Annotated in this window: 19 protein-coding genes; 11 read left to right on the forward strand and 8 right to left on the reverse strand. The window is 68.4% G+C overall.

The window, feature by feature from the left end; genetic code table 11:
* The first annotated feature begins 391 nt into the window (after positions 1-391).
* Positions 392-1,090 (forward strand): aspartate/glutamate racemase family protein, encoded by a 699-nt coding sequence (locus WAB15_RS00550; RefSeq protein WP_407289130.1) that lies wholly within the window; start codon positions 392-394, stop codon positions 1,088-1,090.
* An 86-nt stretch (positions 1,091-1,176) separates the two neighbouring features.
* On the forward strand, positions 1,177-1,473 hold the full coding sequence (locus WAB15_RS00555) for a hypothetical protein (protein WP_407284843.1): 297 nt from the start codon (positions 1,177-1,179) through the stop codon (positions 1,471-1,473).
* 208 nt (positions 1,474-1,681) lie between these two features.
* Here the strand turns inward: WAB15_RS00555 and WAB15_RS00560 are convergent, their stop codons facing one another.
* A complete protein-coding gene (locus tag WAB15_RS00560) occupies positions 1,682-1,912 on the reverse strand; it encodes a DUF6296 family protein (protein ID WP_384430388.1) in 231 nt (76 codons plus the stop codon).
* 368 nt (positions 1,913-2,280) lie between these two features.
* Between WAB15_RS00560 and WAB15_RS00565 the strand changes: the two genes are divergently transcribed.
* The 3 genes from WAB15_RS00565 (at position 2,281) to WAB15_RS00575 (ending at position 4,680) form a co-directional block, all read left to right on the forward strand.
* Positions 2,281-3,621 (forward strand): serine hydrolase domain-containing protein, encoded by a 1,341-nt coding sequence (locus tag WAB15_RS00565; protein WP_407284844.1) that lies wholly within the window; start codon positions 2,281-2,283, stop codon positions 3,619-3,621.
* Positions 3,622-3,927: 306 nt separating this feature from the next.
* Positions 3,928-4,299, forward strand: coding sequence for a VOC family protein (locus WAB15_RS00570; protein WP_399149196.1), 372 nt, complete (start codon positions 3,928-3,930; stop codon positions 4,297-4,299).
* A gap of 225 nt (positions 4,300-4,524) precedes the next feature.
* The gene (locus tag WAB15_RS00575; RefSeq protein WP_399149195.1) at positions 4,525-4,680 is read left to right on the forward strand and encodes a hypothetical protein; all 156 of its coding nucleotides are present in this window, start codon (positions 4,525-4,527) and stop codon (positions 4,678-4,680) included.
* A gap of 97 nt (positions 4,681-4,777) precedes the next feature.
* Here WAB15_RS00575 and WAB15_RS00580 read toward each other — a convergent pair whose 3' ends face one another.
* On the reverse strand, positions 4,778-5,365 hold the full coding sequence (locus tag WAB15_RS00580) for a GNAT family N-acetyltransferase (protein ID WP_407284845.1): 588 nt from the start codon (positions 5,363-5,365) through the stop codon (positions 4,778-4,780).
* Between the two features lie 112 nt (positions 5,366-5,477).
* On the opposite strand from WAB15_RS00580, the gene WAB15_RS00585 reads away from it, so the two are divergent.
* Complete coding sequence (locus tag WAB15_RS00585) at positions 5,478-6,242, forward strand: class I SAM-dependent methyltransferase (protein ID WP_407284846.1); 765 nt, start codon at positions 5,478-5,480, stop codon at positions 6,240-6,242.
* A gap of 79 nt (positions 6,243-6,321) precedes the next feature.
* On the opposite strand, the gene WAB15_RS00590 is transcribed toward WAB15_RS00585, so the two are convergent.
* Positions 6,322-6,765, reverse strand: a complete 444-nt coding sequence (locus WAB15_RS00590; protein ID WP_399149304.1) for an Lrp/AsnC family transcriptional regulator — start codon at positions 6,763-6,765, stop codon at positions 6,322-6,324.
* Positions 6,766-6,889: 124 nt separating this feature from the next.
* Between WAB15_RS00590 and WAB15_RS00595 the strand changes: the two genes are divergently transcribed.
* The gene (locus WAB15_RS00595) at positions 6,890-7,435 is read left to right on the forward strand and encodes an RBBP9/YdeN family alpha/beta hydrolase (protein ID WP_407284847.1); all 546 of its coding nucleotides are present in this window, start codon (positions 6,890-6,892) and stop codon (positions 7,433-7,435) included.
* A gap of 79 nt (positions 7,436-7,514) precedes the next feature.
* Here WAB15_RS00595 and pqqE read toward each other — a convergent pair whose 3' ends face one another.
* The 5 genes from pqqE to WAB15_RS00620 all read right to left on the reverse strand — a co-directional run bounded on the left by pqqE (position 7,515) and on the right by WAB15_RS00620 (position 10,794).
* On the reverse strand, positions 7,515-8,633 hold the full coding sequence (gene pqqE, locus WAB15_RS00600) for a pyrroloquinoline quinone biosynthesis protein PqqE (RefSeq protein WP_407284848.1): 1,119 nt from the start codon (positions 8,631-8,633) through the stop codon (positions 7,515-7,517).
* 98 nt (positions 8,634-8,731) lie between these two features.
* Positions 8,732-8,989, reverse strand: a complete 258-nt coding sequence (gene pqqD / locus WAB15_RS00605) for a pyrroloquinoline quinone biosynthesis peptide chaperone PqqD (RefSeq protein WP_399149190.1) — start codon at positions 8,987-8,989, stop codon at positions 8,732-8,734.
* Positions 8,986-9,663, reverse strand: coding sequence for a pyrroloquinoline-quinone synthase PqqC (gene pqqC / locus WAB15_RS00610; protein WP_407284849.1), 678 nt, complete (start codon positions 9,661-9,663; stop codon positions 8,986-8,988). Before pqqC ends, pqqD begins: the two co-directional genes overlap by 4 nt.
* Positions 9,660-10,613, reverse strand: a complete 954-nt coding sequence (pqqB, locus tag WAB15_RS00615; RefSeq protein ID WP_407284850.1) for a pyrroloquinoline quinone biosynthesis protein PqqB — start codon at positions 10,611-10,613, stop codon at positions 9,660-9,662. Before pqqB ends, pqqC begins: the two co-directional genes overlap by 4 nt.
* 10 nt (positions 10,614-10,623) lie before the next feature.
* The gene (locus WAB15_RS00620; protein WP_407284851.1) at positions 10,624-10,794 is read right to left on the reverse strand and encodes a hypothetical protein; all 171 of its coding nucleotides are present in this window, start codon (positions 10,792-10,794) and stop codon (positions 10,624-10,626) included.
* Between the two features lie 567 nt (positions 10,795-11,361).
* Here WAB15_RS00620 and WAB15_RS00625 point away from each other — a divergent pair.
* The 4 genes from WAB15_RS00625 to WAB15_RS00640 all read left to right on the forward strand — a co-directional run bounded on the left by WAB15_RS00625 (position 11,362) and on the right by WAB15_RS00640 (position 14,300).
* Positions 11,362-12,459, forward strand: coding sequence for a PQQ-dependent sugar dehydrogenase (locus WAB15_RS00625; protein WP_407284852.1), 1,098 nt, complete (start codon positions 11,362-11,364; stop codon positions 12,457-12,459).
* A gap of 186 nt (positions 12,460-12,645) precedes the next feature.
* Positions 12,646-13,206: a hypothetical protein gene (locus tag WAB15_RS00630; protein WP_407284853.1), complete on the forward strand. Its 561-nt coding sequence runs from the start codon at positions 12,646-12,648 to the stop codon at positions 13,204-13,206.
* 135 nt (positions 13,207-13,341) lie between these two features.
* Positions 13,342-14,016 (forward strand): alpha-ketoglutarate-dependent dioxygenase AlkB family protein, encoded by a 675-nt coding sequence (locus WAB15_RS00635; RefSeq protein ID WP_407289131.1) that lies wholly within the window; start codon positions 13,342-13,344, stop codon positions 14,014-14,016.
* Between the two features lie 50 nt (positions 14,017-14,066).
* Positions 14,067-14,300 carry a DUF2277 domain-containing protein gene (locus WAB15_RS00640; protein WP_399149184.1) on the forward strand — a complete coding sequence of 78 codons (234 nt, stop codon included), beginning with the start codon at positions 14,067-14,069 and terminating at the stop codon, positions 14,298-14,300.
* Positions 14,301-14,342 lie beyond the last annotated feature (42 nt).

Genomic DNA, 14,342 nt, shown 5'->3' on the forward strand with positions numbered 1-14,342 from the left:
CCGTACGAGTCAGGCGCAACGGCCGCAGTGGGGGGGGAAGAGGAGCAACCGCCCTACGCGGCACGTTCATTGACGTGCCACCGGGCATGGCCGACCGCACTCTGCGACCACCGATGAGATGCGGTCTAGACCAACCTCAGGCTATGGGCGGACACTTGAGCATGTCCAGACCAATGCACCGATCCGTCGAGCCATCGGAACCATCGAAGGGCAGGCTCCGCCATCCACTTCACCGAACCCGCGTGGGCGTTACGTGCGATACCGCCCCCGCCGGCACCACCAGTCCCGCCGCCGTCACCAGTCCCGCCGCCGTCACCAGCCCCGTCGGCATCGCGCCAGCACCACAAATCACCAGGGAAAATCAGCGTACATGTGCGAGAGTGTCGCGATGATGCGAACTATCGGACTGCTCGGCGGCATGAGCTGGGAGTCCACGGCGGAGTACTACCGGCTGCTCAACGAGCTGACGCGCGAGCGCCTGGGCGGCCTGCACTCATCTCGCTGCGTGCTCTACTCCGTGGACTTCGCAGAGATCGAGAAGCTGCAGGTAGCAGGTGACTGGGAACAGGCCGCCAAGATTCTCGCCGAGGCGGCCAAGGCACTGGAGGCGGCCGGTGCGGACCTGCTGCTGATCTGCACCAACACCATGCACAAGGTCGCCGACCAGGTGGCCGACGCCGTCACCATCCCCCTGCTGCACCTCGCCGACACCACGGCGGATGCGGTACGCGAAGACGGCCTGCGCCGCATCGGACTGCTCGGCACCGCCTTCACCATGGAGCAGGACTTCTACCGCGGCCGCCTGGAAAGCCACGGGCTGGAGGTGCTGGTCCCGGACGCTGCCGGACGAAGCACCGTCCATCAGGTGATCTACCAAGAGCTGTGCCTCGGCATCGTCCGCGAGGAGTCCCGTGCGTCCTTCATGGCCGTCATCGACGACCTCGTAGCCGCGGGAGCCGAGGGCATCATCCTGGGCTGCACCGAGATCGAGCTGCTCATCGGCCCCGAACACTCCCCGGTCCCGGTCTTCCCGACCACACGACTGCACGCCGAAGCGGCCGTCACCCGAGCCCTCGCCGACCTCCGGTAGCCCACATGACGACCACCAACTCCCCGAAGTCCACACATTTTTGGGGTGGAGCCGAGGTTTGAACACACGACAGGTACGCTGACGTGGTGTCGCGCAACGAGTTGGAACGTCTGGCCAGGATCCGGATACAGATCACCGGAGAGACGCTGGAGCGCGCCATGGCCGTGCTCGGAGGGGAAGTCACCCCTCCGGAGCCGGCGACCGAGCCCTCCCCCGCCCCCGGACACGACTCCGAACCCGAGGCCGACCGCAACCGGCAGGACGAGCCTGATACGAACAGCACGAGCGGTGCGATCGGCTCAGACACCGAGCCCGACGGCGATGCCGCCGCCCCCGACAGTCGACGGAAACCTCGGCGACGCAACCACCTCCGCGGCCTCTGATCGCGATGCGCCGCAGAACCTCCACCTCGGAGTCGAGCAGCGGCGGACAAGGCACCCACCGAGCAAGCGGTGGTCAAGCCACCCGAAGCCACACCACAGAAGCGGCCGCCCGCAATCAACCGGCAACACTGCGTCACCGGGACAGGCCAGCCCTCCCAGCAGAACGAAGCGGCCTAGCCAACTCCGGCCGTGGCGGCTACCACCAAGCTCACGTGACGAGGGGCCGCGCCAGCAGCGGGGTGCTGAGCACCTGGTGCCCTCCGCTGGCCAGCATGCGGACCTCGCCACGGTCGCTGATCTCCGCGCGCACGATCCCCGACTCGTCCTCGTAGACCGGGTACCCGCCCGCTCCGGCCCGCTCGGTACGCCGGACGATCACCACGTCGTCCTCCACGGCGGAAGCTTGAAATACCAGCTCATAGCGTTCCGGGTAATCCATCGGGGCCTCCCGATACTGCTCGGTGGGTGCTCCGGGCATCGCTCCCCGCCGGCGCTGCACACGCGCCGCCGCACCTCGCTCTTCCATCGTCGCGCACGCCTGCCCGCAGCGCCTCAGGAGGGCCGGGAAACGGCCGCTACCCGACCGGGCCAATGTGTCCCGAGTGACCGGAACGGCCACCCCTTTCCCCTGCCGGACAGCTCAGCGGGCTGCCCCGAAGATCCCTCGCACCGAGAAACCTGACATTTGTCATCTGGACTTGGGATCAAGGTCGTCCCGAAGGTTGACGGCCGGCCGCCGTCCCGCCGCAAGAATCGAGGAAGCGAAGATCGAACAGCGGCCACAAGCCGTGAACTGACGGAGAAAACATGCCTGTTGTCCACCCGCCCCGCAGCCGTGTACGGCTGGCCGGAACCGCTACCGCCGCCCTCCTCACGCTGACGATTCCGACCATCGCCCCGGCCGCCGCGGCCACTCCCGCTCCCGCCGCGCCGACGGCGGCCGACACACATGCCGGCTCCGCAGGTCGCGCAGAGCGGACCGGCCTCGACCGCGCCGCCCTGGACTCGACGCTCAAGGCGTTCCACGACGCGGGGATGTACGGCGCCTACTCGGCGGTGCGCGACGGCTCCGAGGAGTGGCAGAGCGCGACGGGGGTCGCCGATGTCGACACGGGGCGCCCCATCACACCTCAGATGGAGCACCGCATCGGCAGCGTCACCAAGACCTTCACGGCCGTGGCCGTCCTCCAGGAAGTCGGCAAGGGACACATCGCGCTGGACGCTCCCATAGGGCGCTATCTTCCCGACCTCATCCCCGGGGAACGCGGCCGAGCCATCACCGTCCGGATGCTGCTCAACCACACCAGCGGCATCGGCGAATACAGCCAAGCGATCTTCGCGACGCCCAACAGCATGGACGAGAACCGCTTCCGCAACTTCGCCCCGGACGAGCTGGCCCGACTCGGCCTCAAGGCGAAGCCGTTGGGCAAGCCGGGCGAGGCCCACCACTACTCCAACACCAACTACGTGATCGCGGGTCTCCTGCTGCGGAAGGTCACAGGCAGGGCACCGGAGTCGTACATCACCCAGCACGTCATCCGGAAGGCCGGACTGCAGCACACCTATTTCCCGCAGACTCCGTACATCACCGGACCGCACGCCAAGATGTACGAGGCCGCATACGGCGGATACAACCCGCCGCGCGACTTCAGCGTCTACAGCCCGTCCTGGGTCAGCACGGCCGGTGCGCTCATCTCGACGATGCCCGATCTGAATCGCTTCTATCGCGCACTGCTGGGCGGCGAACTTCTCCCCTCAGCCCAACTGCGCCAGATGAAGACCACGGTGCCGATCGAGGGCAGTAGGACGCGCTACGGCCTCGGCCTGCTCTGGACGAAGACACCGTGCGGGGAGTTCTGGGGGCACAACGGCCTGGTGCTCGGGGCCATGACCTGGTCTCTGTCCAGCACGGACGGTCGCCGGCAGGTCTCCCTCGGCTTCAATTTGACGCGCTATCAGAAGCTGGACGGAAACAACCTCCCCCAGGACGGTCCGATAGACGACGCCATGAACAAGCACCTCGCCCAGGGGGTGTGCGGGACCAAAGCCAACCGGCAGCCGGGAACCCCCGGCGATCCCACCCACCCCTCACGTCTCTCGCTCCAGTCGCCTACGCAGGATCTACAGCGCTCTGCGCTCCGGCACTGAACGCGCTGACCGCACGCGACGCGCTGACCGCCACGCCAATGCCTGGGGTGCCCGCTGGTGCCCCGCTCCCGTGCGCTGTCACGGGAGCGGGGCGGGTCCGAGAAGCGCCAGCAGCTCGGATAGTTACGGAAACACCGTACGGGTCACCACTGACAACGGCGGCTCCAAGGCGACGGCGATCCGTTCATGGGCCGCGCGGGAACGCCACAATGGAGGGAGGCCAGGAACACAGACCTCACCCGATCGGAGTACTCCGCACTCCCCGCGATCAACTCCCCGCAATCGCACCAGAGAGGGTGTGTAGCCATGAGACCTCGATTTTCGCTGGCGACGGTCGTCCTGGACTGCCTGGACGCTCATGCGCTCGCCGACTTCTACCGGCGGCTGCTGGGCTGGAAGGTGAAGGACAGCGAACCGGACTGGGTACTGCTCAGCTGTCCGGACGGTGGAACGGGGCTCTCCTTCCAGTCCGAGCCGGGGTATCAGCCGCCGGTGTGGCCCGAACGGGCAGCGGAGCAACAGAAGATGCTGCATCTCGACATCCGGGTCGACGACCTCGCCGAGGCCGAGGCGTACGCGGTGGCCATGGGCGCGGTCCGAGCCGAGTTCCAGCCGCAGGACGATGTCCGTGTGCTCTTCGATCCGGCGGGACACCCCTTCTGCCTGTTCCTCCATTGAGGTTGCCCCAGGGCGCCGAACGCGGAGCGTGTGGGAATGGACACATGCAGGAAGCGAGGAGACATATTGGACCGACGGTCCTTGCTGGTCAGGAAGTTGCCGTGGTGTGAGGGTCATCGTCCACGACAAGGACCGTGGCCTCGGGGCCGTGCACGCCGGGAGGCGTTGTCAGTGTCTGCCCCTAACATTGCTCATATGTCCCCAACTCCTCCTGCCCATACGGGCATGCCTGTTCCTGCTGCCGAGGCGAACGAATCGATTCGCCATTTCGTGCGCGCCCGGCACGGTCTGGCGTGGACGGCCCAGGACATGGCGGAGTATGCGGTGCTGCTGGAGATCTGGACGCTGGCCGTACGCAACGAGGTCGTGGAGGCGGCATAGCGGACACCCGCCCGCTGGCAGTTCAGGACGAGGAGTTCAACTCAACCCTTCGCGCCTGCACGTCCGGTGGGCGAAGTCGGCCGCGTCCGCCTCTCGCTCAGACATCTCCCTGAATCCGGGCATGCAGATGCATGTCATGCCACCCGTCCGGATGCCGAAGCGCACTGCGCCGAACACCTTCGAGCGCAAAGCCGGCCTTGGCCGCCACCTTGCAGGAGGCCGCGTTACGGTCCGAGTGCGCAAGTTCCAGGCGGTGGAAACCCGTCTCCTTCAAGGCCCAGTTGGACAAGGCCACGAGAGAGCGCGGAGCCACGCCGCTACCGCGGGCGTGAGGCAGAACCCAGTACGCACAGTCAGCAAGTCCATGGAACAGATCCATCCGGCGCAGGGCCACCCGGCCCAGGATTTCACCGCCGTCCGCAGGGACGACCGCCCACTGTGCAGCACGTTCCGTCTGCCATTGATGGTCGGCGGCCGCGATCCACTCCTGAGCTTCCGCCCTCGACGTCATACGGCGCAGAGACCAACGCCGGATCGCCGCGTCCTCGAAGGCACCCTGTAAGACCGCAGCGTCATCAGCTGCCCAGGGTCGCAGAAGCAGCCCACCATCGGACGACAGGAGCGAGGGCTGTATCGAACCGGAAAGACTGCCCGCCGGGATGACGGGCGTAATCGACAGACTCATGCCCCGCATCATCACCTCGCCGCGGACTGGGCGCCAAGCCTCTTCTCCCTGCCGGGCCTGCCGCAACCTGCAACCTTGCCGAGGTGACATGGCCGCGAAAGGATCCGTACTCATGAATCGTGTCTACGACGACGAGCGCCTGGCCGGTGCCTATGAGCGCGGCAACGAGATGCCCGAGGCCTCTCTGCGGGCCTGGGTTGAGCTGATCGCTTCCTCTGTGCCCAGCCCGTCACCGGCCGTTGTCGAGATCGGTGCCGGGACCGGCATGTTCTCCGCCGCGATGGCGCGCTGGATCGACGGCTCCAGTGTGCTGGCCGTGGACGCCTCCGAACCGATGCTGGCCGAAGCCCGCCGCCATCATCCACATCCCGCGGTGCGCTACGTCTCAGGGGCCGCAGAGAACGTGCCCGCCGCCGACGGCACATTCGACATGGCCTTCCTCTCCCGCGTGATTCATCACCTTCCCGATCGCACCAGGGCGGCTCGCGAACTGGCGCGTATTCTCCGACCCGAAGGTGTGCTGATGATCCGGACTACGTTCCGGGAACGGCTGGACGCGGTGGTCTACGACTACTGGCCACAACTGCGCTCCACTGATGAACGGCGGTTTCCGGGAGAGGCGGAATTGCTGGCCGACTTCGCGGCGGCCGGCTTCGCCGCACAGGAGGTCGCCTCCTTTGCTCAGCCGGTGACCGCGAGTCTGCGCGAATACCACACCCGCATGACCACCCGCCCGCAGTCGAAGTTCGCCTCGATCACGCCTGAGCAGTTCCACGAAGGGCTACAGCGCCTCGCCATCGCGGCCCAGGCCGAGCCCGTCGAGCGGCCGGTACCCGTAGTCGAACGCTACGACGTAGCCGTGTTCTCCCGCCGGTGAGACCAGTCCTCACAAGGCGACGCGGCGTACGCAGATGAGGGCGCTGGCGATGCAGGTGCCTTGCGGGTCATGACGTCGTTCACGGTGCCGTTGGCAGTGACTTGGGTGGGTAGCTGCGCAGGACGAGGGAAGTGGTGACCGGTCCGTAGCGGGCGAGGGAGTCCACGACTTGCTCAAGGCGTTCGGCATGCGAGCAGTGCACGTCGAACAGCAGGCAGTCCTCGCCGGTCACACGGAGGGTCGAGACGACCTCGGGAGTCCGGGCGGCGAGGGTGAGTGCCTGGTGCAGTTGCGCGTGGGTGGTGCGAAGCCGGACGACGGCGTGGATATGGAGCCCGACCGCGGCTGGGGCGACGACGGCGCGGTAGGCGGTGATGACCCCGTTCTTCTCCAGGCGCTGGATGCGGGCGCCGGCTGCCGGCTGGGACAGCCCGACTCGGCGTCCGACCTCGGCTCCGGTGAGCCGGCCGTCGGTCTGGAGCAGTTCCAAGATGGCACGGTCGATCTCGTCGAGTGATTCCATCGTTGTCACCCCCACTTCCTTTGAGATCACTTGCTGAGCCTGATCACTGCCGCTGATCCATCGAGAATCGCCCCAGGGTAGCCCCATGAAAAGGTGCGGGCCACGATGGAAAGGGCGGTAGGCGATGGCTGCGTACGTCATCATCCCCGGCATCTACGGTTCGGATGAGCGGCACTGGCAGAGTCTGTGGGAGATGCGGTGGGGAGCCGCGGCCGTCCGGGTCGCACCGGCCTCATGGAGCAGGCCGGACCTGGCGGACTGGGTTGACGCAGTCCAGGCCGCCTACGAGGTCGCGTCCCGGCGTGACAGCCAGGTGGCGTTGGTGGCGCACAGCCTTGGCTGCTGGGCGGCTGCGCACTGGTTGGACCGGGCGCGACCCGACGGGGTTGGGGCGTTCCTGGTCGCGCCGCCCAACCCCCAGGGACCTGCGTTCCCACGTCATGCCGCAGCTACGTTCCTGGACCTGTCCGCTCGGCCGTTGCCGTGCCGAAGCCTGGTGGTGGCCGGCGACAACGACCCCTACTGCGACCCGACGACGTCCGCCTCGTTCGCGCGCGAGTGGCAGGCGCAATGGCATCTCGTCGGAAGCCATGGCCACATCAATTCAGGCAGCGGCCTCGGCGACTGGCAGGCCGGCCTGGAACTCCTTCGCACGCTCGTCGACCGCTGAGACAGCCGCTGCGCTGCGATCCGAGCCGAATCACGCAGGCATCACCCCGGCCGACGGGCCTCGTCCAAGTCTCCCGTGCTCACCGCTCCGCCGCCCCCTCCTGGGTGATCGTGCCGCGGCGGGTGGGTCTGCGCGGCCGGCCCAGTCCGGTGGCGGTTTGCTCGGGCCGGGTGTCCACCAGGTCGCGGACGAGGGAGTGGTGCGGGGACAGTCGGCATGCGGGATCGGTGGCCGTGGCGTCGCCGGTGAGCGCGAAGGCTTGGCAGCGGCAGCCGCCGAAGTCCTTCTCGCGCAGGTCACAGCTGCGGCAGGGGTCGCGCATCCACTCCGTGCCCCGGTAGCGCCGGAAAGTCGGGGACCGGTCCCAGATCCACTCCAGGCGGTGATCACGGACATTGGGGGCGCCGAGGTCGGGGATCGACGCCGCAGCCGGGCAGGGCAGCACCGTGCCGTCGGGAGCGACGGTGAGCGAGAGGGCACCCCAACCGCCCATGCACGGTTTGGCCTTGCCGTCGAAGTAGTCGGGGACGACCCAGATCACTTCGAGGGTTCCGGTGAGCTCCGTCCGTCGGAGCCGTACGGTCCGCTGTGCGCGATCGAGTTGCTCGCGGGAGGGCAGCAGCTCGGTGCGGTTGTGCAACGCCCAGCCGTAGAACTGGGTGTTGGCGAGTTCGATGCGGTCCGCGCCCCATGCGAGGCCGAGATCGATCAGCGCGTCCAGGGCATCGAGGTTGTGGCGGTGCAGTACGACATTGAGGCCGAGCGGCAGTCCGGCGTCCCGGACCAGGGCAGCGGCCCGCTCCTTGGCGGCGAAGGAACGGCGTCCGGCGATCAGATCGGAGGCGCTCGGTTCGGCATGCTGGACGGAGAGCTGCACACTGCGCAGGCCGGCTTCGACGAGCCGACCGAGCCGGGCCCGGGTGAGGCCGACGCCGCTGGTGATGAGCTGGGTGTGGATCCCGGCGCCGTCGGCCGCCGCGACGATCGCATCGAGGTCGGAACGCAGCAGTGGCTCGCCGCCGGAGAGGTGTGCGCTGACCACTCCGATATCGGCGGCTTGGCGAAGTGCGTCCGCCCACTGCTCTGTCGTCAACTCGGCTTTTCTCTCGACGAGTTCGAGTGGGTTGGAGCAGTAGGCGCAGTGCAGTGGACAGCCGTGGGTGAGTTCGGCGAGCAGGGCCCAGGGGCGCGGCGGCACAGGCGTAGACGGAGGCGGAGCCGTGCGGGACGGGTGCGCGGACTCCGGAGCGTGCGCCGGATCCTGCCCGGATGAACTGGATGAACTGGATGAACTGCTCATCGCAGCCACCCTTCGTCTCGTATCCGCCCGAGGAACTCCGGCACTTCCGTCGACACCGGCGCGCCCGGATACCGGCGGCTCAGCTCCGCGACGATCGCCGGTACGTCGCGCCGGCCGTCGCACAGCCGCAGCACGTCCCCCGCGTTCCCTTCCAGCACCACGACACGTTCGGGGAGAAGCAGCAGATCGGTGCCACGTATCCGGTCATGGCGCAGATGGACGCCGGAGGCAAGCTTCGGGTACCAGGGCGTCACGGCCCCTCACCTCGCTCGACCGCGTCCAGCAGCGCCCACAGGACCTGGCATTTGAAGGTCAGCGCGGCGACCGCCAAGTCCTGCTCGGTCTCCGTACGCGCCCAGTCCAGCACCAGTGCCAGCGCCTCCTTGCTGTCCCGTTGCCCCTGGCTCTGTCGGCCGCGGAAGTAGGTCAGACCGTCGGCCTCGATCCAGCGGTAGTGCTTCTCGAAGGCGTCGATCCGGGTGCGCATGATGTCCGGCGCGGACAGTTCGGTGAGTGAGGCCGCGACCGCTTCCAGCGGCGAGCGCAGCCGGCAGAAGTTGACGTAGCCGTCGACGGCGAGTCGGACGCCCGGTAGGACACCGGCCTCGTCCAGCAGCAGCGACCGTTCGATTCCGGCCGCCTCGCCGAGCCGCAGCCAGCGCTCGATTCCGCCCTCGCCCTGCTGCTGCCCGTCATGGTCCTGAATCCGGCGCAGCCACATCCGGCGCAGTTCCGGGGTGCGCAGCTTCGCCAGGATCAGGGCGTCCTTGATGGGGACATGGCGCTGGTAGTGGAATCGGTTGCGGATCCAGCGACGCAGCTCCTCGGGAGTCAACTCGCCTTGGTGCATCCGCACGTTGAAGGGGTGGCGGTCGTGGTAGCTGTCACGGGCCACACCGCGCAGTCGCTCCTCGAACGGCGTGCTCATAGGTCGATCTCCATGCCTTCCGCGGCCACCGCGAGCCCCAGCTCCGCCAGTTGCTTGTGCTGTGGCGCGGCGGGGTCGACGAGGGGGTTGGTGTTGTTGAGGTGGGTGTAGAGGCAGCGGGCGGCTAGCGGCGCCAGGCGGACGGCGGTCCCGTCAGGTCCGTCGATGGGCAGATGTCCCATGCCGTGCGCGGTACGTGTGGAGAACCCGCTGCGACGGGGTTCGTCGTCGTCCCAGAAGGTGCCGTCGAGCAGGACGACATCGGCACCGGCCAGCGCCTCTTGGAACGCCTCGGGCCAGGCGGCGAGGGCTGGGGCGTAGAGCAGGGTGCCCCCGGTCCGGCGGTCGTGCAACCGGATGGCGACGACCCACGGATCGTTGTCACGGTGATCGGCAACCGCGAGATGCTCGCCGCTGCGCTTACCGCTGCCCTGGTCACCGCCCGTCTCGCGAACGGCGTACCGGGGCCGTTTCGTGGAGAGCGGGATGGCGCTGATCTCGACGTCGGAGCCCTCGCTCAGCGGTACGGGCGTGGAATCCAACTCCCGCCATTCGAGGCGGACATAGGGCGTGAGAACGTCATCGAGGTGCGCGCGGTCGCGTAACGCGGCCTGGACCGGTCCGGTGGCGAGCACTTCGATCCGGTCGGCCTCGCGGAGCCGTGCGATGCCGAGTGTGTGGTCGAGTTCGGCATCGGTGAGCGCGATTCCCGCCACGGGTGTCCGGCGCGCCGCGGGGCCCGGGTGGAGGGCGGGTGTGCTCTCTATCTGGTCGGCGATGTCGGGGGTGGCGTTGATCAGGTACCAGTGGTCGTCGTCGGCTCGTACGGCGAGCGAGGCGTGGCGGCGGCGCCGATCGGGGTGAGCGCGGGCCCCGGAGCACCCGGGGCACGCGCAGTTCCACTGCGGCACTCCGCCGCCCGCCGCGGTGCCCAGCACCTGCAGCAGCACGGCGGGGCGGTCAGCGGGTGGTGAGCGAGTAGGCGGTGACTTCGAGCGCGGTCTCGACGACCGCATAGCCCGGCTTCCGCCAGACGTCGGCCGGCTGACGGCGCGGAACGGCGGGCCGGCGGGTGGCCGCGTCACGCCCGCTCACGTCGTACGAGACGTCCTTGTTGCTGCGGAATTTCATGCCGATTCCAGCCTTTCGTAGGGAGGCGGGGCGTGGAAGTGTGCGGAGTGTCGGGCGCCGAGGCCACAACCGAGGGACAGTAGCCATTGCTCGCCACGCTAGAGGGAACGGAACGGGGAACGCGGTCGTTTCACCAACGGTTCCAGGGGCGCCGGCCGTTGACGGATCATTGACCACGTGGCGTCGTGTCGTCGCCTCGTTACGTTCCTTGTGTTGCTTTGCAGAATCCTCAGCCACCGGGTCACGGTCAAGGGCAGGACGCGAAAATGGTCCGACCTATGGGGCGATTACGCAGTCCCCCAAGAGCCTCAGCAACCACAACCGCCCTGCTCATTACAGGAATTCGCGGAATGCTCCCATCGACCAAGGGTCTTTGAGCCTCAACTCCGCGTTCTGCAAGGGGGATACCTCCCATGTCCCCACGCCTTGACCCCGTCCCTGAAGCGCAGTACTTTCCGGAGTCCCCCGAACCAACAGGAAACTTTCCTATCAGCCGGCGCCGCTGATGCTCGTCCGCTCGTCCCGAGGGAACGGCCCCATCGCATCTCCCTGACCGGAGGACCCCCCATGCGCATCCGCACCAGAGCCGCGCGCCACACCACCCTGACCGCCGTCGCCGCTACCGCCCTGGCCGCCGGACTCCTCGCCTCGACCCCCGGTACGGGCGGCGCCGCCGGCACCTCCGCTCTCGCCTCCGAGCCCGGCACCCCTCGGACCGTGTCGGCGGGCTGGTCCATCCCCTGGGGCCTGAGCTGGTTGCCCGACGGCTCCGCCCTGATCACCGAGCGCGATTCGTTCAAGGTCTTCACGCTCACCCAGGACGGCACGAAGACGGAGATCGGCGAGGTCCCCGACGTCGTGACCACTGGCGGTGAGGGCGGACTGCTGAGCATCGCCGTATCGCCGTCCTGGAAGACCGACCACTACGTGTACGTGATGCACACCGCCGATGAAGGCAACCGCATCGCTCGCCTGACCTTCGACGGCAGCACGCTCGGTGACTACAAGGTGCTGGTGGACGGCATCAAAAAGAACACGTACCACAATGGCGGCCGCATCAAGTTCGGCCCCGACGGCTATCTCTACGCCACCACGGGCGATGCCCGGGAATCCGATCTGGCCCAGGACAAGAATTCGCTCAACGGCAAGATCCTCCGGATGACCCCCGACGGCAAACCGGCTCCCGGCAACCCCTTCGACTCGCTGATCTACTCCTACGGCCACCGCAACCCACAGGGCATCACCTGGGACGCCCAAGGACGCCTGTGGGAAGGCGAGCTGGGCAACAGCAAGTACGACGAGCTGAACCTCATCGAGCCGGGCGAGAACTATGGCTGGCCGAAGTGCGAGGGCGAGTGCTCCGTCTCCGGGATGACCAACCCGAAGCGTCAGTGGCCGGTCGCGGAGGCGTCGCCCAGCGCGGTCGCGTACGCCGACGGGGCGATCTACATGGCGGCTCTACGGGGCGAGCGCCTGTGGCGCATCCCCGTCGACGGGACGACCGCCGGCACCCCCAAGGCGTACTACACCAACGACTACGGGCGGCTGCGTACGGTCGAGTCCGTCCCCGGCACGAACTCCCTGTGGCTGACCACCACCAACGCCGACAACAACGGGGACGGCGGGCCGGGCTCGGACAAGGTTTTCCAGGTCGACCTGAAGTAGACCTTGGAGTGGCTGCGGCGGCCGGCCGCCTTTGTGGGGAGGCGACCGGCCGCCGTGACGTCTGTTTTCCGCCAGCCGCGACGCCGTCGAAGCCGCAGACTCAGAGAGCGGCGGCAGCACGAGCCACAGCGGCAGGCGGCCTGCCGTACCAACTGGCAGAACCAGACGCGCGAACAAGGACGCACCATGACCTCTCCCCTCCTCCCCCGCGCGGAGGCGTCCGCGTACGGCGACCTCCCCTCCCCCGGCCCGCACCGTGATGCCGAACTCCGCGCGCTCCTGGGTCTGTTGACCGCCCCGCGCACCCGGATCAGCACGGTGGTCGTCGGCCACAGCCGCGACGCGGCTTCCCGTTCCGCAGCCGCCGCCTTCATTGAGGCGTGGCGCACGAGGGGCGATCGGACAGTCCTCGCCAAGGTTGACTGGCCGGAGACCGCCGCGTCCTGGTTGCGGGCGGCCGTGCGCTTCACTACCGAGGAGCCGGACGCCTGGGTGGTGGCCGCCGCCCCGCTCGGCTGGGCCCAAATGAGTCGCCGGCTCCGCCACAGCACCAACTGGGACCCGGCCCGCACCTACGGCTTCGCCTCACTCGGGGACTCCCGCCTCCCCGCACTGGCCGGCCCGGCCACGCTGCAGGGCATGCGCGGGGCCACGGCCGAGGGAGCGATCTGGACGATCGACCGTGGCTGGGTCACCCACCAGGTCACGGCGCCGTCAGCCGGCGACGCCGGCCGTGGCACGCTTTAGAGAGGCAGCGCGAATCGATCCTCGCGCGAATCAATACTCAGCAGTGGTCGCGCGACGAGGCAGGAGCAGATGAGCACGCCCCTCCCCGGTTTCGAGGGCTTCACCACGGCGGCGGAGCACCCCCGCGCTGCCCGTATGGGCAGCGACCCTCACACCGCCCACACGGGCCGGGACCGCCGGGAACTCGCCCCCGGCGCCGTGCACGTCCCCGGCTGGCTCTCTCCGGACCAGCAGCGCGAGCTGGTCACCGCCTGCCGTGGCTGGGCGCGCGGCCCGGCTCCGATCCGCCACACCAAGCTCCCGCGCGGCGGCGTGATGTCCGTCCAAACGGTGTGCATCGGCTGGCACTGGCAGCCGTACGCGTACACCCGCACCGCCGACGACGTGAACGGCGCCCGGGTCGCCGAATTCCCGGACTGGATGGTCGAACTGGGCCGCCGTGCACTGGTCGAGGCGTACCAGGACGCCACCGCCGGTGACACCTACACTCCGGACACCGCGCTGATCAACTTCTACGACGGCCAGGCGAAACTCGGTATGCACCAGGACAAGGAGGAACGCTCCAGCGCGCCGGTGGTCTCCCTCAGCGTCGGCGACACCTGCGTCTTCCGGTTCGGCAACACCGAGACCCGCACCAAGCCGTACACCGATATCGAGCTGGCCTCCGGCGATCTCTTCGTCTTCGGCGGCCCGTCCCGCTTCGCGTACCACGGCGTGCCCAAGGTCCGCCCCGGCACCGGCGACCCCGCAACCGGGCTGAGCAGCGGCCGCCTCAACATCACCATGCGGGTGACCGGGCTCGACGGCTGACGCCGGCGGCTCTCGGCGGCGATGTCAGTGCCAGGGGGCACACTGGACTCATGTGCCGCAGCATCAAGACACTCCGTCCGCCCACCACCCCCACGGTCACCGACGAGGACATCCGGGCCGCGGCCCTGCAGTACGTCCGCAAGGTCTCCGGCTTCCGTGCGCCCGCCGCGCACAACCGCGCGGTGTTCGACGACGCCGTGGACGCCGTGGCGGCCGCGACTCAGGAACTCCTCGACGGCCTGCAGATCCGCGGCTCCGCCGCCGCCCGTCAGCACTCCCCCTGAGAGGCGACGCCACCCTCACCAGCCGCGCCTCCCCCACTTCAC

Origin of the sequence: Streptomyces sirii (assembly GCF_045690365.1) — a bacterium.
GTDB lineage: Bacteria > Actinomycetota > Actinomycetes > Streptomycetales > Streptomycetaceae > Streptomyces > Streptomyces sirii.

Bases quoted from the DNA above. Each gene is read 5' to 3' on its own strand.
- WAB15_RS00560 (WP_384430388.1), bottom strand. From the start codon at position 1,912: ATGGATTACCCGGAACGCTATGAGCTGGTATTTCAAGCTTCCGCCGTG.
- WAB15_RS00580 (WP_407284845.1), bottom strand. From the start codon at position 5,365: ATGAGTCTGTCGATTACGCCCGTCATCCCGGCGGGCAGTCTTTCCGGT.
- WAB15_RS00575 (WP_399149195.1), top strand. From the start codon at position 4,525: ATGCCTGTTCCTGCTGCCGAGGCGAACGAATCGATTCGCCATTTCGTG.
- WAB15_RS00620 (WP_407284851.1), bottom strand. From the start codon at position 10,794: ATGAAATTCCGCAGCAACAAGGACGTCTCGTACGACGTGAGCGGGCGT.
- pqqC (WP_407284849.1), bottom strand. From the start codon at position 9,663: ATGAGCACGCCGTTCGAGGAGCGACTGCGCGGTGTGGCCCGTGACAGC.
- WAB15_RS00625 (WP_407284852.1), top strand. From the start codon at position 11,362: ATGCGCATCCGCACCAGAGCCGCGCGCCACACCACCCTGACCGCCGTC.
- WAB15_RS00640 (WP_399149184.1), top strand. From the start codon at position 14,067: ATGTGCCGCAGCATCAAGACACTCCGTCCGCCCACCACCCCCACGGTC.
- WAB15_RS00590 (WP_399149304.1), bottom strand. From the start codon at position 6,765: ATGGAATCACTCGACGAGATCGACCGTGCCATCTTGGAACTGCTCCAG.
- WAB15_RS00585 (WP_407284846.1), top strand. From the start codon at position 5,478: ATGAATCGTGTCTACGACGACGAGCGCCTGGCCGGTGCCTATGAGCGC.
- WAB15_RS00635 (WP_407289131.1), top strand. From the start codon at position 13,342: ATGGGCAGCGACCCTCACACCGCCCACACGGGCCGGGACCGCCGGGAA.
- WAB15_RS00565 (WP_407284844.1), top strand. From the start codon at position 2,281: ATGCCTGTTGTCCACCCGCCCCGCAGCCGTGTACGGCTGGCCGGAACC.
- WAB15_RS00630 (WP_407284853.1), top strand. From the start codon at position 12,646: ATGACCTCTCCCCTCCTCCCCCGCGCGGAGGCGTCCGCGTACGGCGAC.
- WAB15_RS00570 (WP_399149196.1), top strand. From the start codon at position 3,928: ATGAGACCTCGATTTTCGCTGGCGACGGTCGTCCTGGACTGCCTGGAC.
- WAB15_RS00550 (WP_407289130.1), top strand. From the start codon at position 392: ATGCGAACTATCGGACTGCTCGGCGGCATGAGCTGGGAGTCCACGGCG.
- WAB15_RS00595 (WP_407284847.1), top strand. From the start codon at position 6,890: ATGGCTGCGTACGTCATCATCCCCGGCATCTACGGTTCGGATGAGCGG.